General features: G+C 68.4%; 23 protein-coding genes. 16 read left to right on the plus strand and 7 right to left on the minus strand.

The window, feature by feature from the left end; translation table 11 throughout:
* Positions 1-36: 36 nt before the first annotated feature.
* The 8 genes from AC1VNM_RS17600 (at position 37) to AC1VNM_RS17635 (ending at position 9,220) form a co-directional block, all read left to right on the plus strand.
* Positions 37-1,458, plus strand: coding sequence for a GH1 family beta-glucosidase (locus AC1VNM_RS17600; protein ID WP_483107778.1), 1,422 nt, complete (start codon positions 37-39; stop codon positions 1,456-1,458).
* Between the two features lie 13 nt (positions 1,459-1,471).
* A complete protein-coding gene (locus AC1VNM_RS17605; protein ID WP_483107779.1) occupies positions 1,472-2,560 on the plus strand; it encodes an ABC transporter ATP-binding protein in 1,089 nt (362 codons plus the stop codon).
* Positions 2,561-2,832: 272 nt separating this feature from the next.
* Positions 2,833-5,397 (plus strand): TonB-dependent receptor, encoded by a 2,565-nt coding sequence (locus AC1VNM_RS17610; RefSeq protein ID WP_483107780.1) that lies wholly within the window; start codon positions 2,833-2,835, stop codon positions 5,395-5,397.
* Positions 5,367-5,849 carry a TonB-dependent receptor domain-containing protein gene (locus tag AC1VNM_RS17615; protein ID WP_483107781.1) on the plus strand — a complete coding sequence of 161 codons (483 nt, stop codon included), beginning with the start codon at positions 5,367-5,369 and terminating at the stop codon, positions 5,847-5,849. Before AC1VNM_RS17610 ends, AC1VNM_RS17615 begins: the two co-directional genes overlap by 31 nt.
* Before the next feature lie 22 nt (positions 5,850-5,871).
* Positions 5,872-6,900: a cupin-like domain-containing protein gene (locus tag AC1VNM_RS17620; protein ID WP_483107782.1), complete on the plus strand. Its 1,029-nt coding sequence runs from the start codon at positions 5,872-5,874 to the stop codon at positions 6,898-6,900.
* 28 nt (positions 6,901-6,928) lie between these two features.
* Positions 6,929-8,464, plus strand: coding sequence for a tryptophan halogenase family protein (locus AC1VNM_RS17625; RefSeq protein ID WP_483107783.1), 1,536 nt, complete (start codon positions 6,929-6,931; stop codon positions 8,462-8,464).
* 66 nt (positions 8,465-8,530) lie between these two features.
* On the plus strand, positions 8,531-8,824 hold the full coding sequence (locus AC1VNM_RS17630; protein WP_483107784.1) for a putative signal transducing protein: 294 nt from the start codon (positions 8,531-8,533) through the stop codon (positions 8,822-8,824).
* Between the two features lie 9 nt (positions 8,825-8,833).
* Positions 8,834-9,220 (plus strand): hypothetical protein, encoded by a 387-nt coding sequence (locus AC1VNM_RS17635; protein ID WP_483107785.1) that lies wholly within the window; start codon positions 8,834-8,836, stop codon positions 9,218-9,220.
* A 178-nt stretch (positions 9,221-9,398) separates the two neighbouring features.
* Here AC1VNM_RS17635 and AC1VNM_RS17640 read toward each other — a convergent pair whose 3' ends face one another.
* Entirely contained in the window at positions 9,399-10,193 is a 795-nt protein-coding gene (locus AC1VNM_RS17640; RefSeq protein WP_483107786.1) for a phosphodiesterase, read from the minus strand.
* Between the two features lie 166 nt (positions 10,194-10,359).
* Here AC1VNM_RS17640 and AC1VNM_RS17645 point away from each other — a divergent pair, with 166 nt between their 5' ends.
* Positions 10,360-11,055 carry a hypothetical protein gene (locus tag AC1VNM_RS17645; RefSeq protein ID WP_483107787.1) on the plus strand — a complete coding sequence of 232 codons (696 nt, stop codon included), beginning with the start codon at positions 10,360-10,362 and terminating at the stop codon, positions 11,053-11,055.
* A 30-nt stretch (positions 11,056-11,085) separates the two neighbouring features.
* Here AC1VNM_RS17645 and AC1VNM_RS17650 read toward each other — a convergent pair whose 3' ends face one another.
* Positions 11,086-11,367 (minus strand): hypothetical protein, encoded by a 282-nt coding sequence (locus tag AC1VNM_RS17650; RefSeq protein ID WP_377160349.1) that lies wholly within the window; start codon positions 11,365-11,367, stop codon positions 11,086-11,088.
* Entirely contained in the window at positions 11,364-12,197 is an 834-nt protein-coding gene (locus AC1VNM_RS17655) for a GNAT family N-acetyltransferase (protein WP_483107788.1), read from the minus strand. Before AC1VNM_RS17655 ends, AC1VNM_RS17650 begins: the two co-directional genes overlap by 4 nt.
* Positions 12,198-12,721: 524 nt before the next feature.
* Here AC1VNM_RS17655 and AC1VNM_RS17660 point away from each other — a divergent pair.
* The 3 genes from AC1VNM_RS17660 (at position 12,722) to AC1VNM_RS17670 (ending at position 17,132) form a co-directional block, all read left to right on the plus strand.
* Positions 12,722-13,822 (plus strand): porin, encoded by a 1,101-nt coding sequence (locus AC1VNM_RS17660; protein WP_483107789.1) that lies wholly within the window; start codon positions 12,722-12,724, stop codon positions 13,820-13,822.
* Between the two features lie 104 nt (positions 13,823-13,926).
* Positions 13,927-16,548 carry a phosphocholine-specific phospholipase C gene (locus tag AC1VNM_RS17665; protein WP_483107790.1) on the plus strand — a complete coding sequence of 874 codons (2,622 nt, stop codon included), beginning with the start codon at positions 13,927-13,929 and terminating at the stop codon, positions 16,546-16,548.
* Positions 16,549-16,556: 8 nt separating this feature from the next.
* Entirely contained in the window at positions 16,557-17,132 is a 576-nt protein-coding gene (locus tag AC1VNM_RS17670) for a cohesin domain-containing protein (protein ID WP_483107791.1), read from the plus strand.
* 77 nt (positions 17,133-17,209) lie between these two features.
* Here the strand turns inward: AC1VNM_RS17670 and fusA are convergent, their stop codons facing one another.
* Complete coding sequence (gene fusA / locus AC1VNM_RS17675) at positions 17,210-19,252, minus strand: elongation factor G (protein WP_483107792.1); 2,043 nt, start codon at positions 19,250-19,252, stop codon at positions 17,210-17,212.
* 598 nt (positions 19,253-19,850) lie between these two features.
* Here fusA and AC1VNM_RS17680 point away from each other — a divergent pair.
* Complete coding sequence (locus tag AC1VNM_RS17680) at positions 19,851-20,114, plus strand: hypothetical protein (RefSeq protein ID WP_483107793.1); 264 nt, start codon at positions 19,851-19,853, stop codon at positions 20,112-20,114.
* Between the two features lie 54 nt (positions 20,115-20,168).
* Here AC1VNM_RS17680 and AC1VNM_RS17685 read toward each other — a convergent pair whose 3' ends face one another.
* Positions 20,169-21,551: a C13 family peptidase gene (locus tag AC1VNM_RS17685; RefSeq protein ID WP_483107794.1), complete on the minus strand. Its 1,383-nt coding sequence runs from the start codon at positions 21,549-21,551 to the stop codon at positions 20,169-20,171.
* Between the two features lie 151 nt (positions 21,552-21,702).
* Here AC1VNM_RS17685 and AC1VNM_RS17690 point away from each other — a divergent pair, with 151 nt between their 5' ends.
* Both AC1VNM_RS17690 and AC1VNM_RS17695 read left to right on the plus strand, forming a co-directional pair.
* Positions 21,703-22,383, plus strand: coding sequence for a type 1 glutamine amidotransferase domain-containing protein (locus AC1VNM_RS17690; protein ID WP_483107795.1), 681 nt, complete (start codon positions 21,703-21,705; stop codon positions 22,381-22,383).
* A complete protein-coding gene (locus tag AC1VNM_RS17695; protein ID WP_431100114.1) occupies positions 22,380-22,682 on the plus strand; it encodes a putative quinol monooxygenase in 303 nt (100 codons plus the stop codon). The genes AC1VNM_RS17690 and AC1VNM_RS17695 overlap by 4 nt, the downstream gene beginning before the upstream one ends.
* 32 nt (positions 22,683-22,714) lie before the next feature.
* On the opposite strand, the gene AC1VNM_RS17700 is transcribed toward AC1VNM_RS17695, so the two are convergent.
* Together AC1VNM_RS17700 and AC1VNM_RS17705 are read right to left on the minus strand one after the other, a co-directional pair.
* Positions 22,715-23,128: a VOC family protein gene (locus AC1VNM_RS17700; RefSeq protein WP_483107796.1), complete on the minus strand. Its 414-nt coding sequence runs from the start codon at positions 23,126-23,128 to the stop codon at positions 22,715-22,717.
* 177 nt (positions 23,129-23,305) lie between these two features.
* A complete protein-coding gene (locus AC1VNM_RS17705) occupies positions 23,306-24,037 on the minus strand; it encodes a CerR family C-terminal domain-containing protein (protein WP_377160327.1) in 732 nt (243 codons plus the stop codon).
* A 107-nt stretch (positions 24,038-24,144) separates the two neighbouring features.
* Between AC1VNM_RS17705 and AC1VNM_RS17710 the strand changes: the two genes are divergently transcribed.
* Positions 24,145-25,239: an HlyD family secretion protein gene (locus AC1VNM_RS17710; RefSeq protein ID WP_483107797.1), complete on the plus strand. Its 1,095-nt coding sequence runs from the start codon at positions 24,145-24,147 to the stop codon at positions 25,237-25,239.
* The last annotated feature ends 16 nt before the right edge of the window (positions 25,240-25,255 follow it).

Here is a 25,255-nt window from a genome sequence, read left to right on the forward strand (position 1 = left end):
GCGCCTCTCCTCCAACGCACAACAAAGCCTGCATCGATGTCATCTGCCACTCCCGTCTCGTCCGCCGCATCGACCGCAGGGTCGACTGCAGTGCCGACCGCCGCCTCGTCCGCGCTGCCGACGGCCGCCGCCAAGGACTTCCCCGCCGACTTCGTCTGGGGCGTCGCCACGAGCGCCTTCCAGATCGAGGGCGCGCACGACGCCGACGGCAAGGGGCCGTCGATCTGGGACACCTTCTGCCGCCAGCCCGGCGTGATCGCCGACGGCAGCAACGGCGACGTCGCCTGCGAGCACTACACGCGCTGGGAAGAGGACCTGGACCTCATCCAGCGCCTGGGCGTCGATGCCTATCGCTTCTCGGTGTCCTGGCCGCGCGTGATGCCCACCGGGCAAGGCGACTGGAACGAGGCCGGCCTCGCGTTCTACGAGAAGCTCGTCGACGGCCTGCTCGCCCGCGGCATGAAGCCCTACCTGACGCTCAACCACTGGGACCTGCCGCAGGCGCTGCAGGACATCGGCGGCTGGGGCAACCGCGTCACCGTCGAGCGTTTCGTCGAGTACGCCGTCGGCATCGCGAAGCGGCTCGGCGACAAGGTCGTCTCCATCGCCACGCACAACGAGCCCTGGGTCGTCGCGCAGCTGGGCCACGAGTCCGGCGTCTTCGCGCCCGGCCTGAAGGACCGCAAGATCGCCGCGCAGGTCTCGCACCATCTGCTGCTCAGCCACGGCCTCGCGGTCACCGCGATGCGAGCCCTCAACGTGAAGGCCGCGCTCGGCATCGTGCTGAACATGGCGCCGATGTACCCGGCCACCGAGTCGGACGCGGACCGCACCGCGGCCCGCCTGGAAGACGGCAAGCTGCGCCGCTGGTACATGGACCCGCTCTTCGAGGGCCGGTATCCGCAGGACGTGCTGGACCACCTCGGCCACGACGCGCCTTACATCGAGGCCGGCGACATGGCAAAGATCCAGGTGCCCATCGACTTCGTGGGCATCAACTACTACTCGCGCGGTCTGATCAGCGCGGCCGGTCCGGTCGACAGCAAGACCAGCGGCCTGGAACTGACCGACATGGGCTGGGAGGTCTATCCGCAGGGGCTGACCGACCTGCTGGTGTCGATCAAGCGCGACTACCCCGGCGCCCGGCGCCTGTACGTGACGGAGAACGGCGGCGCCTTCCCCGATCCGGTCGGCGTCGACGGCCAGGTGCATGACGCCGACCGCACCCGCTACCTCGACACGCACATCGCCGCCGTCGGCGACGCGATCGCGCAGGGCGTGCCGATGGGCGGCTACATGGTGTGGAGCCTGCTGGACAACTTCGAATGGGCTTCCGGTTACGCGAAACGATTCGGCATCGTGCACGTCGACTACGCGACGCAACAGCGCACCCCGAAGGACAGCGCGCTCGCCTACCGCGATTTTGTTTTGCAACGGCGCACCGCGCGCCAGGGCTGATCGGGAGACCGTCATGGGACAAGTCACGCTGCGCGGCATCCGCAAGCGCTACGGCGATCACGAGGTGATCCAGGGCATCGACCTCGACGTCCGGGACGGCGAGTTCATGGTCTTCGTCGGCCCGTCGGGCTGCGGCAAGAGCACGACGCTGCGCATGATCGCGGGCCTGGAAGACATCAGCGCCGGCGACCTGCTGATCGACGGGAACCGCGCCAATGACCTGCGCCCCGCCGACCGCGGCGCGGCGATGGTGTTCCAGAGCTATGCGCTCTACCCGCACATGACGGTCGCGGAGAACATGGGCTTCGCGCTGAAGATGGCCGGCGTCGGCCGCGCGGAGCGCGACGAGCAGGTGCGCCGCACCGCCGAGATCCTGCGCATCACCGACCTGCTGCAGCGCACGCCCAAGCAGCTGTCCGGCGGCCAGCGTCAGCGCGTGGCCATCGGCCGCGCGATCGTGCGCAAGCCCAAGGTCTTCCTGTTCGACGAGCCCTTGTCCAACCTAGACGCCGCGCTGCGCGTGGACATGCGCATCGAGCTGACGCGGCTGCACCAGCAGCTCGGCACGACCATGATCTACGTCACCCACGACCAGGTCGAGGCGATGACGATGGGCGACCGCATCGCCGTGTTCAACAAGGGCCGCATCGAGCAGCTCGGCGCGCCGATGGACCTTTACCGCCGTCCGGCCAACGAGTTCGTCGCCGGCTTCCTCGGCGCGCCGAAGATCAACTTCATCGAACGCCCGACGGCCAACGCGCCCGGCGCGGCACGACGCCTGTGGGATTCGCTCGGCGGCGCGTCGCGACCCGCGGCGCAGCGCCTGGGCCTGCGGCCCGAGCACCTGCTTCTGGGGACAAGCAACGACGAGGGCGCCGTGCCCGCGACCGTCGTGCTCGCCGAGCACCTGGGCGACACCTCGATCCTGCACCTGCGCGTCGACGGCATCGCCGACCTGCTCACCGCCAAGCTCCCCGCGGGCGCGGCGTCGCTGCATGACGGCGACACCGTCCGCCTGATCGCCACCGCCGACCACGCGCTGGCTTTCGACGCCGAGGCGCGGGCCCTCGAGCCGCGCGTTCCGGTGCCGGCCGCGGCCTGAGCCGCCACGCTCCCGGCAGTCCCGGTGCGGGACTGCCCCGGCCCGCCTCCCTGCGCGGAGGCCGGCCCCGATCCCCGCAGTACCCCCGCGCCCGTGTGGCGCGAACCCCTCGCTAGGGAAAGTCAGTAGAGGTCCCGTGGCTGAAGCAGATAAATTCTGAAAGCGCTTTCAAAGTTACCGCCGAATACACGGATCCAGCTTGCCCTGCAGACAATCGGGCCCGCCATCGCATGGGGGTCATGGTCAAGACTGAGAGATAACAAGGAGACAAGATGAAGCACGTCCACCCCACCCGACTGCGGCAGGTCCGCGGACCGCAGCGCCAGCCCGTGGCGGCCGCCTGCGCCCTGTTGTTCATCGCCGCTGCCGCGCATGCGCAGCAGGCGCCGGCGGCGCCCGAGGCGGCCGCCTCCGAGGCGCAGCGCAAGGCCGACGCGACGATCGACACCGTCGTCGTCACCGGCATCCGCCAGTCGCTGGACACCTCGCTGAACCTCAAGCGCCAGCAGCGCGGCGTGGTCGACGGCATCGTCGCGGAGGACATCGGCAAGTTCCCCGACACCAACCTGGCCGAATCGATGCAGCGCATCTCGGGCGTGTCGATCGACCGCTCGATGGGCGAAGGCTCCAAGGTCACCGTGCGCGGTGTCGGCCCCGACTTCAACCTGGTGCTGCTCAACGGCCGCCAGATGCCGGCGTCGACGCTGGCGGACACGGGTCCGTCGAACTCGCGCGCCTTCGACTTCGCCAACCTGGCCACGGAATCGATCGCCGCGCTGGAGGTCTACAAGACCAGCCGCGCCAGCGCCCCGACCGGCGGCATCGGCGCGACGATCAACATCAAGACCGCGCGCCCGCTGGACACGAAGAAGACCATCGCCAGCATCGGCGTCAAGGCCGTGCATGACGGCGGCAACTCGCGCCTGCCGGACAACATCAAGGGCGACAGCGTGACGCCCGAGGTGTCGGGCATCTACAGCACGACCTTCGGCGAGGGCATGTTCGGCGTGTCCGTCTCCGGCAGCTACCAGAAGCGCGACGCCGGCTACAACAGCGCCGGCGTGCCCAACGGCTGGCTGCCGTTCAAGGGCGACGAGACGGGCAACGGCGCGATCCCGCTGCCGGGCGCGCCGGGGTCGGAGCGCATCACCAACCGTCCCGGTCCCAATGACGTCTACTCGCTGCCGCAGAACGTCAACTACAACATGAACGGCATCCGCCGTGAGCGCACGAACGGGCAGGTGACCTTCCAGTTCGCGCCGACCAAGTCGCTGACGACGACGCTGGACTACACGGCCTCGCAGAACAAGGTGCACACGCGCCGCAACGACCTGTCGGCGTGGTTCAGCTTCGGCCCGTCGTCGAGCTCGTGGACCGGCGGCCCGGTGTCCGGCCCGCTCAACTACACCGAGCTGATCGCGGGCGGCGACGCCGACCTGTCCATGGGCGGCGCGGACTTCGCCACCAAGAACGACAACAAGTCGCTGGGCTTCAACCTCGACTGGAAGGCGACCGACAAGCTGCGCTTCGAATTCGACGCGCACAAGTCCACCGCCAAGTCGGGCGCCGACAGCCCCTGGGGCAGCAACAACGTGATCGGCACGGCCAGCTTCAACCGCGGCCAGACCGGCGTCGACTTCAGCCAGGACCTGCCGATCCTGATGATGCCGACGACGACGCGCAACGCGGCGCTGCAGCAGGTGACGGGCTCGTCCTTCCGCAACAGCTACATGAAGGCGGAAGTCGACCAGCAGCAGATCCGCGGCAGCTGGAACATCTCCGACGAATCGAAGCTGGACTTCGGCGTCGGCCTGACCAAGGCGAAGAACCGCTCGGCCTACTCCAACGTCCAGCTGGACAACTGGGGCGGCGTGGCCAACGGCCCGGCCAACTATCCGGACAACGTGTGGATCCCGCAGGACCTGCGCGACTTCTTCGGCAAGATCGGCGGCGTCGGCGACCCGCGCCTGTTCACGCAGTTCTACACCTTCGACTTCGGCACCATCCGCGACCTGGCGGCGAAGTCCTGGAGCGATCCGTCGAAGTACCTCGCGTCCAACGTCTTCTCGACCGACCGCCGCACGACGGAGAAGTCCAGCAGCGCCTACGCCGAGTACACCCGCGAGTGGGAGCTGGGCGTGCCGATGAGCGCCACGGTCGGCATGCGCTACGAGAAGACCAAGGTCACCTCCAGCGCGCTGGTGCCGATCGCCACGGGCATCACCTGGGGCTCCAACAACGAGCTGACGGTGCTGAAGGGCGATCCGGGCTTCACGACGCTGGACGGCAAGTACAGCTACTGGCTGCCCAACATCGACTGGGAGGCCGACCTCACCGACAAGCTGAAGCTGCGCGCCAGCTTCGGCACGACGATCGGCCGTCCGGGCTGGGACGCCATCCAGGGCGGGCAGACGCTGAACGACCTGGCGCGCCTGAGCGGCGGTACCGGCTCGCAGGGCAACCCGGGGCTGAAGCCGCTGAAGTCGAAGAACTTCGACTTCTCGCTGGAGTACTACTACGCCCGGTCGAGCTACGTGGCGGCGGGTGTGTTCCGCAAGAACATCAGCAACTACATCGGCTCGACGCTGGAGAACGCGACCCCGTTCAACCTGCACACGCCGATCGGCGGCGCGTACTACAACGAGGCGTCGACCACCGGCGGTTGCGGCAGCGACATCACCTGCATCCGCGACTACATCCTCAACCGCTACAACGGCCAGCCGGGCGTGACCAAGACCGGCGACAGCAACGGGCATGCGCTGGGGACGATCGTCCGGGCGATCCGATCGCCAACTTCCAGATCACGGTGCCGGCCAACACGCAGTCCAACAGCCTGAAGGGCTTCGAGCTGAACGTGCAGCACGCGTTCGGGAACTCGGGCTTCGGCGTCGCGGCCAACTACACGAAGGTCAAGTCGGGACTGAAGTACGACAACTCGAGCTTCGCGCAGCAGTACGCGCTGGTGGGCCTGAGCGACTCCGCCAACCTGGTGGGCTTCTACGAGGACGCGAGGTTCAGCGTGCGCGTGGCCTACAACTGGCGCGACAAGTTCCTGGCCGCGGTCAACGACGGCAACCAGCTGGGCCGCTCGGCGCCGATCTTCACGGAGCCGTACTCGCAGGTGGACATCAGCCTGGGCTACAACTTCAGCGAGAAGCTGAGCCTGCAGGCCGAGGTGATCAACGTCGGCGATTCGATCCTGCGCCAGCACGGTCGGACGACGGAGGAGGTCTACTCGGTCACGCAGACAGGTCGCCGCTATATGCTGGGACTCCGCTACAAGTTCTGAGCCCGCGAGGGCCCCTGCCCGCATGAAGCCGATCCTGGAAATCAAGGACCTGGTCCCGGGTCGGCTTCCGTCGAACCTGCTCGAGGCCGCGCAGCCGGTGGTGCTGCGCGGCCTCGTGTCGCATTGGCCGATGGTGCGGGAGGCGCGGCGCTCCGACCGCGCGGCGGTCGACTACCTGCACGGCTGCTGGCGAGGCGCGCCGGTGGCCATCATGACGGGGCCGCCGGAGATCGACGGCCGCATCTTCTACAACGACGACCTGACCGGCATGAACTTCGGTCGTGCCGACGCGCCGCTGCCGGCGCTGATGGAGGCGCTGCTCAAGCTGGCCGACGTCGAACGTCCGCCCTGCTACTACGTCGGCTCGACGACGGTGGACACCTGCCTGCCGGGCTTCCGGGCCGCGAACGACCTGGACCTTTCACCGCTGGCGACCGGCGAAGGCACGGCGCAGGACGCGCTGGCCAGCGTGTGGCTCGGCAATCGCAGCCGCATCGCGCCGCACTACGACCTGCCGGACAACATCGCCTGCGTCGCGGCCGGGCATCGGCGCTTCACGCTGTTCCCGCCGGAGCAGCTGGCCAATCTCTACGTCGGGCCGATCGACTTCACGCCCGCCGGTCAGCCGGTGAGCCTGGTCGATCTGAAGCACCCGGACTTCGAGCGATTCCCGCGCTTCGCGCAGGCGCTCGAGCAGGCGCAGGTCGCCGAGCTCGGCCCCGGCGACGCGCTCTACATCCCGAGCATGTGGTGGCATCACGTCGAGGCGCTCGATGCGTTCAACGTCCTGATCAACTACTGGTGGCGGCAGTCGCCGGCGCACATGGATCCGCCGCTGTTCGCGCTCATGCAGGCGCTGCTGTCGATGCGCGACCTGCCCGCGCCGCAGCGCGCGGCGTGGCGCGGGATCTTCGATCACTACGTGTTCAACGCGGACGCCGACACGGCGGCCCACATCCCCGAGCACGCGCGGCATGCGCTCGCCCCGCTGACGGCGGAAGGCGCCGGCCACCTGCGCGGACATCTGATTCAGCGGCTCAAGCAACGCTGAACACCCCCACCCCCATGGAGGAGACGCCATGACCTTCACCTCGCCAGAGCCCCCCACCCCGCGCCGTCCGGTGAAGCGCGTCGTCATTGCCGGCGGCGGCACCGCAGGCTGGATGATGGCGGCCTGCATCTCCAAGCACCTGGGCAAGCAGCTGGACATCCGGCTGGTCGAGTCCGACGAGATCGGCACGGTGGGCGTCGGCGAGGCGACGATCCCGACGATGCTGACCTTCCACCAGCTGCTCGGGCTCGACGAGCGTGAGTTCATGGCCGCGACGCAGGCGACGATCAAGCTGGGCATCCAGTTCGAAGGTTGGCGCGACCTGGGCGCCAGCTACATCCACGCGTTCGGCAACACCGGCGTCGACCATTGGACGGCGGGCTTCCAGCACTTCTGGCTGAAGGGCCGCGAGCGCGGCCTCGCGTCGGACTACGGCGACTACTGCCTGGAGCTGCGCGCGGCGAAGGAGAACAAGTTCGCGCACCTGCCCGACGAGGGCATCAACTACGCGTACCACCTGGACGCGACGCTGTACGGCCAGTTCCTGCGCCGGTTCAGCGAGGGCTACGGCGTGAAGCGCCTCGAGGGCAAGATCGCCGAGGTGCTGATGCAGCCCGACGGCGACATCCGCGCGCTGAAGCTGCAGGACGGGACGGAGATCGAGGGCGACCTCTTCGTCGACTGCACGGGGATGCGCTCGGTGCTGCTGGGCCAGGCGCTGGGGGTCGGCTACGAGGACTGGTCGCACTGGTTGCCCTGCGACAGCGCGATCGCGCTGCAGACGGCGTCGGTGCGCGACGCCGTGCCGTACACGCGCGCCATTGCGCATCCGTGGGGCTGGCAGTGGCAGATCCCGCTGCAGCATCGCGTCGGCAACGGCGTGGTCTTCAGCAGCCGCTACACCGACGACGAGACGGCGCGCGCCGCGCTGCTCGGCAACATCGCCGGCGAGGTGCTGACACCGCATCGCGTGATCCGCTTCAAGCCGGGCCAGCGCGAGGTGGTGTGGAAGCGCAACTGCGTCGGCGCGGGCTTGTCGAGCGGGTTCCTGGAGCCTCTGGAATCGACCAGCATCCACCTGATCCAGCGCACGGCGATCCGGCTGCTGCAGATGTTCCCGAAGGACGGGATCCGCCAGTCCGACATCGACGAGTACAACGCGCAGATGCGCTACGAGCTGGAGCACATCCGCGACTTCATCGTGCTGCATTACCACGTGCAGCAGCGGACGGATTCACCGATGTGGCAGGCCATGCGGGAGATGCCGGTGCCGGCCTCGCTGCAGCACCGGCTGGACCTGTTCCGCGAGACGGGGCGCGTGTTCCGCGTGCCCAACGAGCTGTTCACCGAGAACTCGTGGGTGCAGGTGATGCTCGGCCAGGGGCTGGTGCCGGAGCAGCATCATCCGTCGGCGGACCTGATGGGGGATCGAGAGCTCGCCGGCTTCCTCGGCGGTATCACCGCGCGCATCGACAAGACCGTGGCGCAGATGCCGGGGCATCAGCAGTATGTGACGCGGTATGCGCCGGCGGCGATGGCACCGAGGGCGGCGGTGCCCGTGTGATCGCCAAGCATCCAGACGGGTCGCCCCGGTCGCAAAGCGATTTAAGCTTCGCGGCTGGGAGGATCCATGCCAGAACACAACGAGCCGACATCCGATGACTTCGTCTGCGTCGCGACGCTGAACTCACCGACCGAAGCCCACTTGCTCAAGGGGGTGCTGGAAGCCGCCCACCTCTCGCCGCACCTCGCGGACGAACACATGGTCCGGAACTACTCGCTGCTGACGCCGGCGCTCGGCGGCGTGCGCGTACTGGTCCCGGCATCGGAAGCTGCGGCCGCGCGCAGGACCATCTCGGAATTCGAGTCCGGCGCTTACCGGCTCGACGACGACCCGGAAGAGGATCTCGCAGCCAAGAGCTGATGCCTGAAGATGACCGTTTCCGAAGAACCTTTGAACGAAGAGCCTACCGTGCTGTCACGCGTGCTCACTGCCGCGCTGTACGTGGCTGTCGCCGCGGCGCCGTTCGCCGTCACCGTAGGCAGTCTGCAGATTGCCGAACAGATGCCCGGACGATTCAGGAGCGACCATTGGCACGAGCTGTCGTCGTGGTCGTTCATCGTCGCCGGACTGATGATGGCCTTCCTCATCTTCAGGACGCGCATGCATCTGACGACGAAAATCGTGACCTCCGTCCTCCTGATGATCGCGTTCCTGTTTTTCGCGCTGATCATGTCGATGCGCTCCAACTGCGGCGACGAAGAGCGCTACATCGGCGAGCGGGAGCTGCGCGGCGCGCAGGTCGCGTCCTGCCAATAAGCGCCCAGTCTGGTTCCCTGACCGAAGACCATGGCAAGCACACCGAATCGTTCCACGACCAGGACTGAAAGCGCATGACCGCCCCCGCCTCGCCTCCACCGGCGTCGCCCTCGCGCTGTCGCACGTCATCCTGCGACGGCGGGGCATTCCGGGTTTCTGACCGGGGCGCGGCTGGTCGTCACGCGAAGGGATAGGGCCCCGCGAACGCGCCGATCTGCGACAAGTGGCTGACCATGCCGAGTCCCGGTTCCCACAGGTGAAGCATCACGCCGCGCGGACCTGCATGACTGCTGGGCGCGGCCGCAGGATGCAGTTGCAGGTCGATCTCGGTCACGGTGCTGGGGCAGGCGCACACCACGGTGCCGGCCCAGCGCCGCAGCATCGGGCGATGAACGTGACCGCAGAGGACGAGCTCGACATTCGCGCATCGATCCAGCACCGACGCCAACGGACTCGGGTCGAGATAGCGGTACTCGTCCATGTAGGGAATCCCGCAAGCGAAAGGCGGGTGGTGCAGCATGACGAGGGTGGGCTTGGATCGATCGCTCGCGAGGGTCTCCGACAACCACCGCAGTCCTGCCTCGTCGATATGGCCGTGATGCGCGCCAGGGACGCAGGAGTCGAGACCGATGATGCGGACGGGATAGTCGTCCATGCAGTAGTGCAACGGCCCTTCGCCGGGCAGATAGCCGAGATCGGCGAACGCGGCACGGAACTGCTCGCGATGGTCGTGATTCCCGGGAATCACCAGATACGGCAGGCCGAGCGTGTCGAGCAGCTCACGAGCGACCTCGTATTCGTCGGGCCGTCCCTCGTCGACCAGATCACCGGTGACCAGGATCAGGTCCGGCTGTCGGTCCATGCGCAGCAGATGGTCGATCGCCTCACGCAACGCCTGATTCGAATCGACGACGCCCTGGTAGAGCTGGCCGCGCGGGCGGACGTGAGGATCGGAAAGGTGCCCGATGAGCATGGGAAGCTCCCACTGGGATGAGAACGAGACACGGCGCCTGCGTGCCGGGGCGACATCGTGACGCGCATGATGAATGGGTCGACGCACCCGGGAAATAAGCCGGATGGCGTACCCGCACGTGCCGGGCCTTCGGCTTGCCCAGGCCCGCCATCCCGGAGATCCATCCATGCGCAGCGCCCTCGACTTCACTTCCTGGCAGACGATGCTCTCGACCTTGAACGGGCTGGTCATCGTGTCGCTCATCGCCGTCGGCGTGCGACTGCTCGTGATGCAGTCGGTGCAGCAGCGGCGCGAGCGCGCCAACCGCCAGATCAATGAGCGGCTGAAGACGCTCATCGCCGCGTACAAGACGCTGGGCGGATCGTTCACCGGCACGCTCGCGGTCGACCCGCGCCATCTGCGGGAACTGCGCCAGCTCGCGGAGCCGGGCACGATGGCGATCGGCGCTTCCGACCGCGCGCGACGCATGCGCGATGCCGTCGAGGCCGCCCTGTCCGACATCATCCTGCTCGGCACCGATGAGCAGGTGCGGCTCGCCGCGCAGGCGGCGCAGGACATGGTCACGGGCAAGCCGGTGGAGACCGCGGCGCTGGTCGCCTCGCTGCGCGACTTCATCCGCGAGGTGCTGGAGCTCGATCCGATCCCGGCGTCCGTCGTGATTCCGAAGCAGGGGCCGCTGAGGCCCGCGGGCGGCGGCAAGGCAGGCGGAGCCGGAGGGCGTGAAGGCGGGTCACGCGGCGGCGGCGGTGCTGGAGGCGGCGCTGCGGGCGCAGGTGGACTCGGTGCGGGACTTGGACTCGGGGCGGCGGGGAGCCACGCCGCCGGGGGCATGCAGGACCCGGATGAGAATCCTGCGAAGTGAGGGGCGCATCGGCCTGCGCCGTGCATGCGCTCAACAGATGTTGAAGTTGCCAAGGATCGCGACGAGCGGCAGCGCGCTCAGGCCGATCAGCAGCGCAATGCCGCATGCCTCGAAGTGACGCCCCTTGAATCTCGGCGTCCTGAGCAGCAGGGCCTGCGCCAGCGGAACCCCCACCAAGAACCACGCACCGACGACCAGCGCCAGAAGCACGAACCCGGGGCCGCCTCCTCCGACCAAGGCGAAGGTGATCAGGGCGGCGGCAAGCGCCGGGCCGACAAGCCAGGAAACTGCAGTTCCGATGCGAGAGATCATTCCCGCGACCGAAGGGGAGAGGGCGTGACACCACGGACCGTCTGGCGCTCCCAGTTGTACGGCGTCGTCGTCGACACCTTCACCAGACCTGAGGCCTCGAGGATGGGTCGCGAGAAGTCGGTGGAATCGCTGTGGATCAGCGTCTTCCCCAGCGCCAGCGCGGCGCGCGCACGCGCGGCCGTCAGCGCGCGGTAGACGCCTCGTCCGCGCCAGGCCGGGCGCGTGGCGCCGCCCCAGATGCCGGCGAAGGCCGTGCCCGCGACGGGCTCCAGGCGCCCGGCGGTGATGAGCTCGCCGTCGGCTTCGGCGATCCACAAGGACATGCCGTCGTTGCGCGCCAGCCGTTCCAGCAGCGACAGGGTCATCGGCTCCGGATCAAGGTCGCCGAAGACCTCGGCCTGCATCGCGCACATGCGCGCGACCTCCCGCGGTTCGCGGATGGTGCGGATCGTCACCCCCGCGGGCAAGGGCACGTCGGCGACCAGCAGCCGCGCCTCGCCGACCATGATCGACTCCGGCGGATCGGGCTCGAAGCCGTGCTCGATGAGCGCCTCGTGCAGCCCCGGTGCCAGGTCATGCCCCCGCGACTTCCATTCGACGTGCGTGATGGCGGGGTCGGCCTGGTAGTGCCGCAGCGCGGCTCCGACGAGTCGCCGGATCTCCGTCGCATCGGCGCCGCCGAGATCCCGGTAGGTCACGAAGCCGCGCCCACGCGCGAAGGTCACCAGCCGCAGCGGCCCCGACAGCGCGACCGCAATCGCGCTCGGCGTCTCGGCCTCCGAGCGGAGTTGCGCGTCGTAAGCGGCGAGCAGGTCGGAGACTGCGGACATGGCATCAACGGCGTGAGAAGTCGCTGGCTCAGTGGCGGGATTGATCGGCATTCCAGATAGGTTGATCTTATCTTTCGAATTCCCGAGTAGCTCAGCGCTCCCTAGAGTACGCCCCACGATAAGAAAGCGTTGGAGACAAACATGCAGCAGCTTCAGATCGAACGCTGGGCCGGCAGCGCCTTGGCCGCGGCGATCACGATCAGCGTCGGCGCGCCTGACGCGCCCGCTCCGGCCCGACCGCAGAAGCCTCGCTGCCCCGGATCGCTTCGACGCCACCGGCGCTGAGCCCTCGACCTCCACGCCTGAAGGGCTGGCACGGTTCCACACCGCCGGATCGATGACCTGGGCCAGGTCATCGAGGCCGCGGGCCTCGTGTCCCACTCGCGCTCCGCCAGCCCTCCCTTGACCGACCCAGCGTATGGCGGATGCCTCCGCCATGGGCGGAGCCATGCCTGGTCCCAGTTGTCCGAGTCCTCAACCCGTCAACGATCGAGAGCGCCACGGCGCATTGGAGAAAGAGCATCATGCAGAAGCCACCGTCCTCCCTGGTCCCCTTCCTGGGTGCCTTCGCCGCCACGCTGCCCCTGATCGCGACACCGGCGCACGCGCAGGGCACCGTCACGCTCTACGGGATCCTCGACTCCGCCATGCGCTACGTCCACAACGACGCCGTCGGCTCGATCAAGCTGCTCGTGAGCGGCAGCGGCATGACCAGCCGCCTGGGCGTACGCGGCGTCGAAGACCTGGGCGGGGGCCTGACGGCCTCCTTCAACCTGGAGCACGGCGTGCTCGTCGATTCGGGGACGCAGGCGTCCGCGTCGCAGTTCTGGGACCGCCGCGCGATTGTCGCCATCGCCGACAAGCAGCTCGGTGAAGTTCGCCTCGGCCGGGACTACACACCCAACTTCACCAACTGGGCGCGGTTCGACCCGTTCGGATACACGGGCGCCGCCAGCGCCGGCAACTTCATCAACACCACCGCGGTGGGGCCTGTGCGGTCGGCGTTCGGCACCGGACTCGCCCCCACCGTCCGCTCCAGCAACGCGGTGCAATACGTGTTGCCTGGCGAGCTCGGCGGCGTGGAGGGCGTCGTCATGGTGGCGGCGGGCGAAGGCGGTCTCTCGGCCAATGCACAGCACAAGCTGACGAGCGCCCGGCTGGGCTACACGGCACCGACCTTCGAGATCTCCGTGGCGCATGCGCAGATCGAGAATGACCTGACGACGGCCGGAAAGCTGAAGGACTCAGGCATCGGCGGCACCGTCAGCCTCGCCGGGGCGAAGTTCTCCGGCGCGCTGCGCGTGTTCAAGTACGCCGATGCCAAGCAGCTGCTCATGCTGCTGGGCGCCGTCGTCCCGCTGGGCGTGGCCGGCGAGCTCAAGTTCTCGATCAACCGGGCGAAGTTCGACGGGCGGGTCGGCGCGACGAGCATCGACGGCAACGCGTCGACCCAGCTCGCCATGGGTTATGTGCACAGCCTCTCCAAGCGCACGGCCCTCTACACCACCGCGTCCTGGATCAGCAACAAGGGTCGGGCGGCCGCGGTGGTTCCCGGCGGCCCCCCGGGTCTGCCCGCGGGCGGCGACTCGAAGGGGTGCGAGGCCGGCCTGCGGCACAGCTTCTGACGTCAGCGTGCGACCCCCATCGCACGCGCTACTTCATCCCTTCACGCTGCTGACTTCCTCCGCGAAAAAAATCACGCGCTTCACGACCTCCCAGGTGAAGCTTCATGAGCACGACATCCCGCCGGTCCTTCCTGACCGCCGCGGTCGCCGGCATGGCCAGCAGCCATTCGTTCGCGCAGACCCTCCGCAAGGCGCTCGCCACGCCGGCCAACAACGCCACCGGCACCCTCGCCGACGTGGAGCACGTGGTCATCCTGATGCAGGAGAACCGCTCCTTCGACCACTACTTCGGCACGCTGGCCGGCGTGCGCGGCTACAGCGATCCGCGCCCCATCGCCCTGCCCTCCGGCCAGCCCGTGTGGATGCAGCCCGGCACCGCCCTGGGCTCGCAGGTCCTGCCCTACCACTTCGACATCCGCAACACCAACGCGCTGCGCGTCGGCCTGGACCACAGCTGGAAAGGCACCGAGACCGCGTGGAAGGACTGGAACGTCTGGGTGTCGAAGAAGTCGCCCCGCACGATGGGCTACTTCGACCGCAGCGATTTGCCCTTCTACTACGCCCTTGCCGACGCGTTCACCGTCTGCGACGCTTACCACTGCTCGATCTTCGGACCGACCGATCCCAACCGCTTCTACGCCCTCACCGGCCACAGCAACGCGGTCGTGACCGGGATCTCCGACTCCCGGCTCTACAACGTCACCAACGGCACCTACAACGGCGACATCGCCAACGACAACCCCGCCGCCAAGGGCAACGAGTGGCTGACCTACGCCGAGACCCTGGAGACCGCCGGCGTGAGCTGGAAGGTCTACCAGGAGTGGGACAACTACGGCGACAACTACCTCCAGTACTTCAAGAACTTCCGCACCGACGCGAACGGGCAGAAGCTGACCAGCGCCTCGCCGCTGTATCGCCAGGGCCGCGCGCTGGCCGCGGGATCGACCCAGGCCAACGCGCCGGGCACGACCGGCCAGTGGCTGATCGACCAGTTCGCCGCCGACGTGCGCAGCGGCAACCTGCCGCGCGTGTCCTACATCTGCGCACCGACCGAGTACTGCGAGCACCCCGACGACACGCCCAACGCCGGTGAGAACTTCACCGCGCGCCTGCTGCAGGCACTGGTGCAGACGCCCGAGGTCTGGTCCAGGACCGCGCTGATCCTGACCTACGACGAGAACGACGGCTTCTTCGACCACATGCCGTCGGTGATGGCGCCGCTGAACACCGACCGCGGCCGCACGACGATGACCAACGCCACGCAGGGCGAGATCGCCAACAGCCAGCCGATCGGCCTCGGCCCCCGCGTGCCGACGATGGTGATCTCACCGTGGAGCAAGGGCGGCCGCGTCTGCTCGCAGCTGTTCGACCACACCTCGCTGATCCGCTTCACCGAGGAATGGCTCGTGGCCCTCGGCCACCCGCGCAGCAGCGTGCAGTGCAACGGCATCTCGCCGTGGCGCCGCGCGGTCTGCGGCGACATGACCAGCGCCTTCGACTTCAAGTCCGGCGGCGCCGAGTTCCCGTCCAGCGTGCCGGCCAACGCCGTGTACTTCAAGGGCTGGGGCACGAAGGACGCGCTGCCGCCGGCCAACCAGAGCCTGCCGCGGCAGGAGAAGGCCGCCAGCGGCATCCCGCGCCGCGCGGCGCCGCTGCCGTACCGCTCGACCGTCGACGGCATCGCCGCGACCAACGCGCGCCAGTTCGCGCTGAGCTTCGCCAACGAGGGCAGCGTCACGGCGGCGTTCATCGTCTATTCGACGCTGCGCACCGACGGCCCGTGGCACTACACCGTCGAGCCGGGCAAGCGCATCGACCAGGAAGTCTGGAACTGGAGCAGCGCGCCGATGCAGCTCGCCGTGCACGGCGACAACGGCTTCCTGCGCGAGTTCCGCATGAGCTTCGACGGCATCGGCCGTCTGGCCGCGACCAGCCTGAAGGAACAACCCGCGAGCGCGAGCGTCACGCTGACGCTGCGCAATGCGAGCACGCAGGCCATGCGCTTCCGCATCGTCGACAACGCCTACGGTGACAAGACCGTCGTCACGGTCGATGTGCCGGCCGGCTCGAGCCGCGACCATGTCCGCGCGGTCACGGCCAGCTACGGCTGGTACGACCTGGTCGTGACCGTCGACGGCGACAACGCCTTCCTGCGCCGCCTGGCGGGTCACGTCGAAGGCGCCGGCCTGGACTTCACCGACCCGGTGCTGAACGGCCTCGCGCAGGTCACGTGGAACGCGCCGCCGGTGCTGCCGCCGAGCACGCCGACCGCCACGTTCAAGGCCGACGTCGATCGCGTGCGCATCGGCGGCGGCGTGTCGCTGAGCTGGACCGGGCTGCCGTCGAGCACGACGAACTGGATCGGCCTCTACCGCGTCGGAATGACGCCGGGCGGCCCCGGCTCGTTGAAGTGGAACTACGTGGCGAGCCCGTCGGGATCGCAGGTGTTCTCGCTGGCCGGTCAGCCGGAAGGGGACTACTTCTTCGGCCTGTTCCTCAACGACGGCTACGGCGAAGCCGCGCCGCGCCTGTCGGTCCGCATCCGCAAGAACGGCGACGTGAACGCCGACGGCGCCGTCACCGCCGCCGACCGCGACACGCTGCGCAACGCCATCGGCAGCTGCGCCGGCGATACGCGCTTCGAGCCGCTGGCCGACATGGACGGCGACAAGTGCATCACGCAAGCGGACTACCGCGTCTGGTACCAGCTCTTCAGCACCCTGTGAGAACCCTCATGAACTTCAAGCCCCTGCTCGCCGCCGCTGCGCTGGCGTTCGCCTCGCTGGCCGCCACGACCGCTCATGCCGCCACGGTCTCGCTGACCGCCGCCGGTCCGGCGAAGGCCGGTGAAGGCGTGGACCTGCTCATCAGCCTCGTCGATCCGTTCGGCGGCCTGCCTTCCGATGAGGAACTGCTGTCCTTCGGCTTCCGCCTCAGCTACGACACGACGAAGCTCTCCTTCGGCAGCTTCACCGCCGCCGCTGGCTGGGACGACGACAGCCCGTGGCTGGGTGCGGGCACTTTCGGCGGATCGAGCTTCCCCGGCGTCGCCAACGGCGGTCAGGGCTCGCTGCTGCTCGGCACGCTGCACTTCGACGCGCTGCAGGGCGGCCTCGCGCAGATCAGCCTGATCACCGACGCCCGCAATCTGAACCACGGGCTCAGCTACTTGTGGAGCGATGTGCAGCCGCTCAACGCGTCGCTCAATCTCGCGGTGTCTGCGGTGCCGGAGCCGACCTCCGCTCTGCTGGCGGCGCTGGGTCTCGGCGCGTTGGGGTTCACGACGCGACGTCGCAAGACCTCGCACTGACGAAAAAAAGGAGCCCGCAGTCGCGGGCTCCTTGGGCCGCCTCATGAGGCGGCAGTCAGACCATCGCTTTCAGACGATCACTGGACCACGGCGTCGCGGACCTTCCGCGGCGCCAGTTCGTGCCGCTCGAACTGCATCGAGAACGACGCGCGTCCCGACGAGAGCGCGCGCAAGTTGCCGATGTAGCCGAACATCTCGCTGAGCGGCACCTGGGCGTCGACGACGATCGCGGTGCCACGCAGCGCCTGGCCGCGCACCAGACCGCGCCGGCGATTCAGGTCGCCGATGCAGTCGCCGAGCGACTCGGCCGGCGTGACGACTTCCACCGCCATCACCGGTTCCAGCAGCTGCGCATCGGCCTTCGCAAAGGCTTCGCGCGCCGCATTCGCCGCCGCCAGCTCGAACGCCATCGCCGACGAGTCGCGCTCGTGGAAGCCGCCGTCGAGCAGCGTGGCCTGGAAGTCCACGCACGGGAAGCCCGCGATCACGCCGCTGAGCGCCGCGCGCCGGATGCCCGCCTCCACCGCGGGAATGAACTCGCGGGGAATCGCGCCGCCGACGATGCGGCTCTCGAAGCGCACGCCCTCGCCGCGCGACAGCGGCTCGAAGCGCAGCACGACCTCGGCGAACTGCCCGGGGCCGCCGCTCTGCTTCTTGTGGACGTGATGCACGTCCACCGACCGGCCGAGCGTCTCGCGATACGCCACCTGCGGTCGGCCGACCTGCACCTCGACGCCGTGACGCGCGCGCAGCTTCTCGATCGAGACCTCCAGTTGCAGCTCGCCCATGCCGGAGAGGATCGTCTGCCCGGTCTCGGCGTCAAACCGCATCCGCAGGCTCGGGTCCTCGCGCAGCATCGATTGCAGCGCCTTCGACAGCTGGGCCACGTCGTCGCGCGTCTTCGGCTCGATCGCCATGTCGATCACCGGTTCGGGCACGCTGATCTCCTCGAGATGCAGCGGACTCGCCGGGTCGCACAGCGTGTGACCGGTCAGCGTCTCCTTCAGGCCGATCACCGCCGCGATGTCGCCGGCGCGCAGCTCGTCGCGCTCGACGCGGTCGTCCGCGTGGATCTCGTAGAGCCGCCCGACGCGTTCCATGCGGCCGGTGTTGACGTCGAGCACCGCGTCGCCGCGGCGCAGACGTCCCCGATAGACACGCACGAAGACCATCGTTCCGTGACCGTCCGCCGCCACCTTGAAGGCGAGCGCCGCGAAGGGGCCGTCCGGATCGGAAGGCGACCCCGCCGTGTCGTCGATGTCGGCGCGGCGGATGTCCTCCGGCGCCGGCAGGTAGTCGACGACCGCGTCCAGCAAGGGCTCCACGCCGCGATTGCGGAAGGCCGAGCCCGCCAGCGCCGGCACGAACGCGCCCGACAGCACGCCGCGTCGCACGCAGCGGCCCAGCGTGGCGTCATCGATCGGCTGACCGTCCAGATAGGCGACCAGCGCGGCATCGTCCTGCTCGACCACGGTCTCGATCAGGCGGGCGCGATGGGCGCGCGCCTGGTCGAGCATCGCGGCGGGCACGTCCGATTCGACGAAGGGCGCGGTCGCGTCGTCGCGTTCCCAGACCAGCGCCTTCATCGCGATCAGATCGACGACGCCGCGGAAGTCGCCCTCCGCGCCGATCGGCAGCTGCAGCGGCAGCACGGTCGCACCGAGACGGTCCTCCATCATGGCCACGACACGCAGGAAGTCCGCGCCGACGCGATCCAGCTTGTTGATGAAGGCGATGCGCGGCACGCGGTACTTGTCCGCGAGACGCCAGTTGGTCTCGGTCTGCGGCTCCACGCCGGCGACGCCCTCGAACACCACGACCGCGCCGTCGAGCACGCGCAGCGATCGGTTGACCTCGATGTTGAAGTCGATGTGGCCGGGCGTGTCGATCAGGTTGAGCTGCGTGCCCTTCCATTGGACGGACACGGCGGCGCTGTTGATGGTGATGCCGCGGCGACGCTCCTGCGGATCGAAGTCCATGCGGGTCGTGCCGTCGTTGACGTCGCCGATGCGATGGCTCTCGCCCGTGTAGAACAGGATGCGTTCGGTGGTGGTGGTCTTGCCGGCGTCGACGTGGGCGATGACGCCGAGATTGCGCAGAGGCTTGTGGACCGGGTTCATGGTGAATCCTTCTTTCGAAATCTGAGGGCAAGACGCGGCCCTCAGGCGGATTCACCTGATGGGGCTAGCGTCGAGAGAGAAGCGGCTGACTGCCGGAGTGCAGCGCGGTGCGCGGGCGCAAGCGTGGGCTTGGGCGCAGGCGCGTGCGGACGCGACTCCGGCGGGCGGGAATCGTCGCGATCAGCTTGTCGTAGGTGCGGGTGCGCATGGGTGGACTCGGAAAACAGAAAACCCCGGAGGGCGCTGGGCCTGCCGGGGTTCTGTGGAAGACCGGAAGGCGCGCACGCCTTCCGAATGCGATCGGAGGGCGCGTCAGGTGGCGAAAGTCGCCTTGATCACTTGGGAGGTCTTCATGATGGACGTGATTTTGAGCGAATCGATGCGGCCGCGCAATGGGCCGCCGCGATGACCGCACCCGATTCAGGGTCAGGTGTTGCGGTCGCTCGACAGCGCAAGCCGCAGTCACTCATTGCTGCGAAGGACCACTACTCATTCGCGTCGGATCGCGACGAGAAACCTCAGAACCAGTCAGTGCCAAGTCTGGCCTGCGGGCGTAGATTTCTCTCTCCGCAATGACTCGCTGAAAGTGAGGTGATGAATGGAAATCGCGATCTTCCAGGCGCTGAAGGGCGCCGGTGTGTCTGAAGCCGACGCGCGATCCGCGGCAGAGGCGATTCAACAGGGCGTGCGAAGTGACGTTCGCGACGCGACAAAGGACATGGCCACCAAGACCGATCTGGCCGACTTGAGGGGCGACCTGATCCAACGGATTTCCGACCTGCAGCGCTTCGTCGTGGCGTCGGTCTTCGGTAGCAGCGGGATGCTGGCCGTGATGATCACGGTGTTCAACTACCTGCGCTGACATGACGACGCGAAGAAGGAAGACCGCCCTTGGGCGGTCTTCTTCATGGTGCCGTCAACGACGCGTCTGCGCGCTCTGCTGCGCCTCCAGCCGCTTCAGCACCTCGCCGATCGCCGCGCCTTCGCGGATCTGCGGATTCGAATAGCCATCGGTCTTCCCCGCTTCCTTCTCGCGGACCTCGATCAGCTGGCGCGCCTGCGCATGCGCCTGCCGGAAGGACCACGTTGCCTTCAGCGCATCGACGTACATCGCCTGACCGAAGAAGGTCAGCGGCGAGCGCGAGCCGCAGCCATAGGACGTGTGCGTCGCGTCGGCCGCCGTCATTACCAAGGTGCCGTCGTCGGCCAGCGGCTCGATCCAGCTGCCGGAGAAGCATGCGGAGATCGAGATCACCCGCCAGCGGACGCCCGCCTCGTCGAGCCATTGCTTGAGCAGCGCGGGCGTCATCGGCTCGCTCTCCAGCGGATACGAGTCGGTGGCGAGCAGCCCGTCGCGTCCGCCGTGCGAAGTGAGGTGCAGGAACAGCACGTCCTTCTCGCGGTCCATGACGGCGCCGATGCGCACGATGGTCTTGTGGAGGTTTGGCCGCGTCGCCCACGGGATCGTGTTCTGCGACTTCGCGTTCGTCACCAGCTCGACGGTGCGTCCCGACGTGCCGAAGCGCTCGCTCATCGTCTTGGCGACGACGGCGCTCTCATGCATGAACACGTCTTCGGACGCATACGGCGCGTAGGTCGCAGCGTAGACATTCACCACGCCGGGTTGAGACGGCGGCAACGCGCGCAGGGCGTTGGCGATGAGCTGCGACTGCGTGTCGAGGACGTCCTCGCTCAGCGAAAGGCCCGAGTACTCCTCGCGCGCTTCGGCGGAACGGGCCGGCCACCAGAAGTACATCGGATCGAGCCAGCCGCTGATCGCGATGGGCAGCGGCGTGAGCAGCAGCGCGATCACGCGCACCATGCCGGAGGCTGTGAGCCGCCACCACAGACGCAGGCTCGCGAGGCCCTCCCAGACCATCGGAAACAGCCACGCGACCCACCGGCCCCAATCGGGCCAGGCGTCGGCCGGGCCGAACACCGCGGGCGCGAGCTTGGCGGCAAGACCGTCGGCGATGTTCAGCAGCACCGTGACGGCGACGAGCAGCGACACCAGCGTGCCGACGTTGGCGGGCCCCGGCTCGAGGCGCCTGGGCGACGCGATCATCAGCCAGCAGATCCACACCGACACGACCGTCGCACTCCAGCTCTTGAAGATGCTGCGCCACTCGAAGGTGGCGGCGCCGTCGATCGCCTCGCGCTGCAGGCCGAGCCCGACCGCCAGCGACAGCAGCACCAGCACGACCAGCGTCCACGGCCCGCCGTCGAGCCGCTCCCAGCGCGGCGCGCGGAAGGTCAACACGCGCGCGGCTTCGCTGAGCCAGACGAATCCCGGAGTCATGCTCCGCTGTGAATGACTGATATCCATCGAATAAATTTCATGAATTGAAGTCGAACGCCCATCATTCCCTGGCGACGTCGAAATTCATCTCCCCCAGGGGAGCGACGACCCTCAAATCGCCCGCCACGCGGGCACCGCCAAGGAGCTCATCATGACTGTCAAGAATGTCCTCTTCGTTCTGACCAACACCGCTCAGATCGGCCCGAACCATCGCCCGACCGGCTACTTCTTCGCCGAGGTGGCGCATCCGTTCGAGGTATTCGACCACGCCGGCGTGGCGGTCGATTTCGTGTCGCCGCTCGGCGGCACGCCGCCCTCGGACGCGTATGACGAGAGCGACCCGGCGCAGCGCGCCTTCCGCGAGAGCGCGGCGTTCCGCCGCATGTCGCGTAGCCGCAAGCTGTCGGAGGTCGACGTGCTCGACTACGACGCGATCTTCTTCCCCGGCGGCCTCGGCCCGATGGCCGACATCGCGACCGATCCCGACGTGAAGCAGGCGGTGATCCGCGCCTGGAACGGCGGCAAGATCGTCTCCGCCGTGTGCCACGGCCCGGTCGCCTTCGCCGGCGCGACGCTGGACGACGGCACGCCTTTCCTGAAGGGTCGACGCGTCACCGCGTTCTCGAACGCCGAAGAGGAAGGGTATGCCATCGCCGACGTGCCCTTCCTGCTGGAGAGCGCGCTGGTCGAGCAAGGCGCGACCTACGAGAAGGCCGACGTGTGGCAGCCCAAGGTCGTCGTCGACGGCCGCCTGATGACGGGTCAGAACCCCGCGTCCGGCGCCCCGCTGGCCAAGGAGATCGTGGCAGCGCTCAACAAGGACGTGGCATGAGCGCCGGCGGTCCGATCGTGGTCGTCGCCCGCTGGCGCATGGCGCCGGAGACGGTACCCGAGGTCCTCGCGCTGGTGGCCGGCCTGCGCGAGCAATCGCTGGCCGAGCCCGGCTGCCAGGGCTACGAAGCGTTCCAGAGCGTCGGCGTCCCGGGCGAACTGCTGCTGCTGGAGCGCTACGCCGACCACGCCGCGATCGAGGCGCATCGCGCTTCGACCCACTACAAGGAGCTGGTGGTGCAGCGCATCCTGCCGCTGCTGACTGGCCGGCAGGTGGAGCTGCTGCGGCAGGAGGCCTGACGCCCGCCTCGGGTCGCCGAGCGGCGCTTCGGTCAGGACGTGGCGACGTTGAGTACCCAGGTCACGCCGAACTTGTCGGTGAGCATGCCGTAGAGCGGCGACCAGGCGGAGGGCGCGAGATCCTGCAGGATCGAGGCGCCCTCGGCCAACTGCCGCCAGAAGCCCGAGATTTCCTCCGCCTCGCCGCTCTGGATGGAGACGAAGAACGAGCGGTCGCCGCGGTCCCAGCTCAGCTCGGTCGGCACGTCGTAGGCCATGACGCGGAAACCGTTCGGTGCCAGGACTTGCCCGAACAGCAGCAGCGCGGTATCGGCTTCGGATCGCGCGGCATGCGCCTCGCCGTAGGTCACGGCCATCAGGTCACCGCCGAAGATGCGGTGATAGAAGTTGAGTGCCTCGCGGGCCTGGGCGCGGAAGTTGAGGTGCGTGGTGACGGTCAGTGCCATGGTCGTTCCTGGGATCGTTGAACAAGCCCGATCGCGCTGCGCCGCGTTGCATGGCGACGCCCGTCGCGACCGGTCCGTTCAATGTAGGAAGACGCATGGCAGGCGAGTGGCAGCAGGGTCTGCTGACAGATCCCGGTAGCGAGCCGCGATAAGCGTAGGCGCGGACACCGTCCTTCGTCAGCGGCCGGCGGCGCTCTTGCGCGACTCCTCGCGCCAGCTGTCCATCAGCACGCGGCTGTGCTCGCGCGAGGACCGCTTGATCGTCGCGACCTCCTCGGGCCCGAAGCGCTCCCATCCGAGCTTGGTCAGCATGGTCCGTCGCCCCAGCGAGAACACCATCACCTGCCCGCACAGCATCATCACGCGCATCGCCAGCAGCGGGTCCTTCTCCGGCATGCCGCAGTAGCGCGCGACCACGCGCGCCGACAGCTCACCCATCTGCGGGCGGATCGTCTTGTCGAAGATCTCGAACAGCACGCCGGGCGCATGCCCGATCTGCTCGTGCGCGATGAACAGGCGGCGGTACTCGGCGTCGTCGGGCAGCAGCTGGAAATCGGTCAGCGCGTCCAGCATCACGCCGAAGGCCTCGAAGAGCTGGTCCGGCGTCGCCGCCGGGTCGGCGAGCACCGCCTTCGTCTGCGCGACCACCGGTCCGAAATGCGCCGCCGAGCTGTCCGCGATGTACTGCGCGCAGGCCCGGTACACGCCTTCCTTGTTGTCGAAGTAGTACTGCAGCGCCGGCGCGTTCACCCCCGCCGCCTTGGCGATCTCCCGCGTCGACGCGCCTTCGAAACCGCGCTCACTGAACAGCCGCAGCGCGACGTCGATGATGCGGCGACGGGTCTCCTCGCCACGCGCATAGGCCGCATCGGCGCGGTGTCGGGGAGCTCGGACAGGGCGTTCGGTCATGTGTAAAGGAAACTGAAGTCAAAAATATAGCAGTTGACAGAAATCTTCCAACTGGAAAAAGATATCGGTCGGAATAATTCTTCGAGCCGGTCAGCCCGGCCCCGCCCATGTCGTCCCAGACCCCTGCCGGCCCGAACGGGCCGAAGTCCCCCGCCGGCCGCAAGCCCGTGCTGCTGTTGATTGCCGCCGCGGCGCTCCTCGCCGCCGGCGCCTACGGCGTGCACTGGTGGACCACCGGCCGCTTCATCGAGACCACCGACGACGCCTACCTGAAGGCCGACAGCGTCACCGCCGCGCCCAAGGTCGGCGGCTACGTGACGCAGGTCTATGTCGTCGCCAACCAGGCGGTGAAGCGCGGCGATCCGCTCGTGAAGCTGGACGCCCGCCAGTACCAGGCCGCCGCCGACCAGTCGCAGGCGACCATCGACGGCCGCAAGGCCGACATCCGCCGCTTCGAGGCGGACATCCTCCAGCAGCAGGGCCAGCTCGCGCAGACCCGCGCCCAGGCCGAGGCCTCGCGCCTGGCGCTGGCGCATGCGCAGGACGAGGTCACGCGCCACACGCCGCTGGCCGCCACCGGCGCCACGACCGCCGAACGTCTGGCCGAGCTGCGCAACACGCGCGACCAGGCCGTCGCCAGCCTGGCCGCCGCCGACGCCGCGGTGAAGGCCGCCGATGGCCGGCTGAAGTCGAGCGAGGCTCAGGTCGCGCAGTCGAAGGCGCAGGTCGAGGCCGCCGAGGCCGCGCTGCGCCAGAACCACCTCGACGTCGACGACACCGTCGTGCGCGCCGCCATCGACGGCCGCATCGGCGACACCACCGTGCGCGTCGGGCAGTTCGTGCAGCCGGGCACGCGGATGATGACCGTCGTGCCGACGCAGGACGTCTACCTCGTCGCCAACTTCAAGGAGACGCAGATCGGCCGCATGCGCGCTGGCCAGCCGGTGACGCTGCACGTCGACGCCCTGCCCGACCTCGACCTGCACGGCACCGTCGAGAGCTTCTCGCCCGGCACCGGCGCGCAGTTCGCGCTGCTGCCGTCGGAGAACGCCACCGGCAACTTCACGAAGATCGTCCAGCGCGTGCCGGTGCGCATCCGCGTGCAGCTCGATCCGAAGGCGGACCCGGCGCTGCGCGACCGCCTGCTGCCCGGACTCTCCGTGACGACCGACGTGGACACCCGCGGAGCCCGCCATGGCTGAGGCCGCATCGTCGGCC

It is taken from the genome of Mitsuaria sp. MSU3D, assembly GCF_056867975.1.

Excerpts from the sequence above, each read along its gene's own strand:
- AC1VNM_RS17685 (WP_483107794.1), bottom strand. The coding sequence starts at position 21,551 with ATGACTCCGGGATTCGTCTGGCTCAGCGAAGCCGCGCGCGTGTTGACC.
- AC1VNM_RS17600 (WP_483107778.1), top strand. The coding sequence starts at position 37 with ATGTCATCTGCCACTCCCGTCTCGTCCGCCGCATCGACCGCAGGGTCG.
- AC1VNM_RS17650 (WP_377160349.1), bottom strand. The coding sequence starts at position 11,367 with ATGATCTCTCGCATCGGAACTGCAGTTTCCTGGCTTGTCGGCCCGGCG.
- AC1VNM_RS17620 (WP_483107782.1), top strand. The coding sequence starts at position 5,872 with ATGAAGCCGATCCTGGAAATCAAGGACCTGGTCCCGGGTCGGCTTCCG.
- AC1VNM_RS17640 (WP_483107786.1), bottom strand. The coding sequence starts at position 10,193 with ATGCTCATCGGGCACCTTTCCGATCCTCACGTCCGCCCGCGCGGCCAG.
- AC1VNM_RS17605 (WP_483107779.1), top strand. The coding sequence starts at position 1,472 with ATGGGACAAGTCACGCTGCGCGGCATCCGCAAGCGCTACGGCGATCAC.
- AC1VNM_RS17625 (WP_483107783.1), top strand. The coding sequence starts at position 6,929 with ATGACCTTCACCTCGCCAGAGCCCCCCACCCCGCGCCGTCCGGTGAAG.
- AC1VNM_RS17705 (WP_377160327.1), bottom strand. The coding sequence starts at position 24,037 with ATGACCGAACGCCCTGTCCGAGCTCCCCGACACCGCGCCGATGCGGCC.
- AC1VNM_RS17700 (WP_483107796.1), bottom strand. The coding sequence starts at position 23,128 with ATGGCACTGACCGTCACCACGCACCTCAACTTCCGCGCCCAGGCCCGC.
- AC1VNM_RS17645 (WP_483107787.1), top strand. The coding sequence starts at position 10,360 with ATGCGCAGCGCCCTCGACTTCACTTCCTGGCAGACGATGCTCTCGACC.
- AC1VNM_RS17695 (WP_431100114.1), top strand. The coding sequence starts at position 22,380 with ATGAGCGCCGGCGGTCCGATCGTGGTCGTCGCCCGCTGGCGCATGGCG.
- AC1VNM_RS17680 (WP_483107793.1), top strand. The coding sequence starts at position 19,851 with ATGGAAATCGCGATCTTCCAGGCGCTGAAGGGCGCCGGTGTGTCTGAA.
- AC1VNM_RS17660 (WP_483107789.1), top strand. The coding sequence starts at position 12,722 with ATGCAGAAGCCACCGTCCTCCCTGGTCCCCTTCCTGGGTGCCTTCGCC.
- AC1VNM_RS17655 (WP_483107788.1), bottom strand. The coding sequence starts at position 12,197 with ATGTCCGCAGTCTCCGACCTGCTCGCCGCTTACGACGCGCAACTCCGC.
- AC1VNM_RS17670 (WP_483107791.1), top strand. The coding sequence starts at position 16,557 with ATGAACTTCAAGCCCCTGCTCGCCGCCGCTGCGCTGGCGTTCGCCTCG.
- AC1VNM_RS17610 (WP_483107780.1), top strand. The coding sequence starts at position 2,833 with ATGAAGCACGTCCACCCCACCCGACTGCGGCAGGTCCGCGGACCGCAG.
- AC1VNM_RS17630 (WP_483107784.1), top strand. The coding sequence starts at position 8,531 with ATGCCAGAACACAACGAGCCGACATCCGATGACTTCGTCTGCGTCGCG.
- AC1VNM_RS17665 (WP_483107790.1), top strand. The coding sequence starts at position 13,927 with ATGAGCACGACATCCCGCCGGTCCTTCCTGACCGCCGCGGTCGCCGGC.
- fusA (WP_483107792.1), bottom strand. The coding sequence starts at position 19,252 with ATGAACCCGGTCCACAAGCCTCTGCGCAATCTCGGCGTCATCGCCCAC.
- AC1VNM_RS17710 (WP_483107797.1), top strand. The coding sequence starts at position 24,145 with ATGTCGTCCCAGACCCCTGCCGGCCCGAACGGGCCGAAGTCCCCCGCC.
- AC1VNM_RS17635 (WP_483107785.1), top strand. The coding sequence starts at position 8,834 with ATGACCGTTTCCGAAGAACCTTTGAACGAAGAGCCTACCGTGCTGTCA.
- AC1VNM_RS17690 (WP_483107795.1), top strand. The coding sequence starts at position 21,703 with ATGACTGTCAAGAATGTCCTCTTCGTTCTGACCAACACCGCTCAGATC.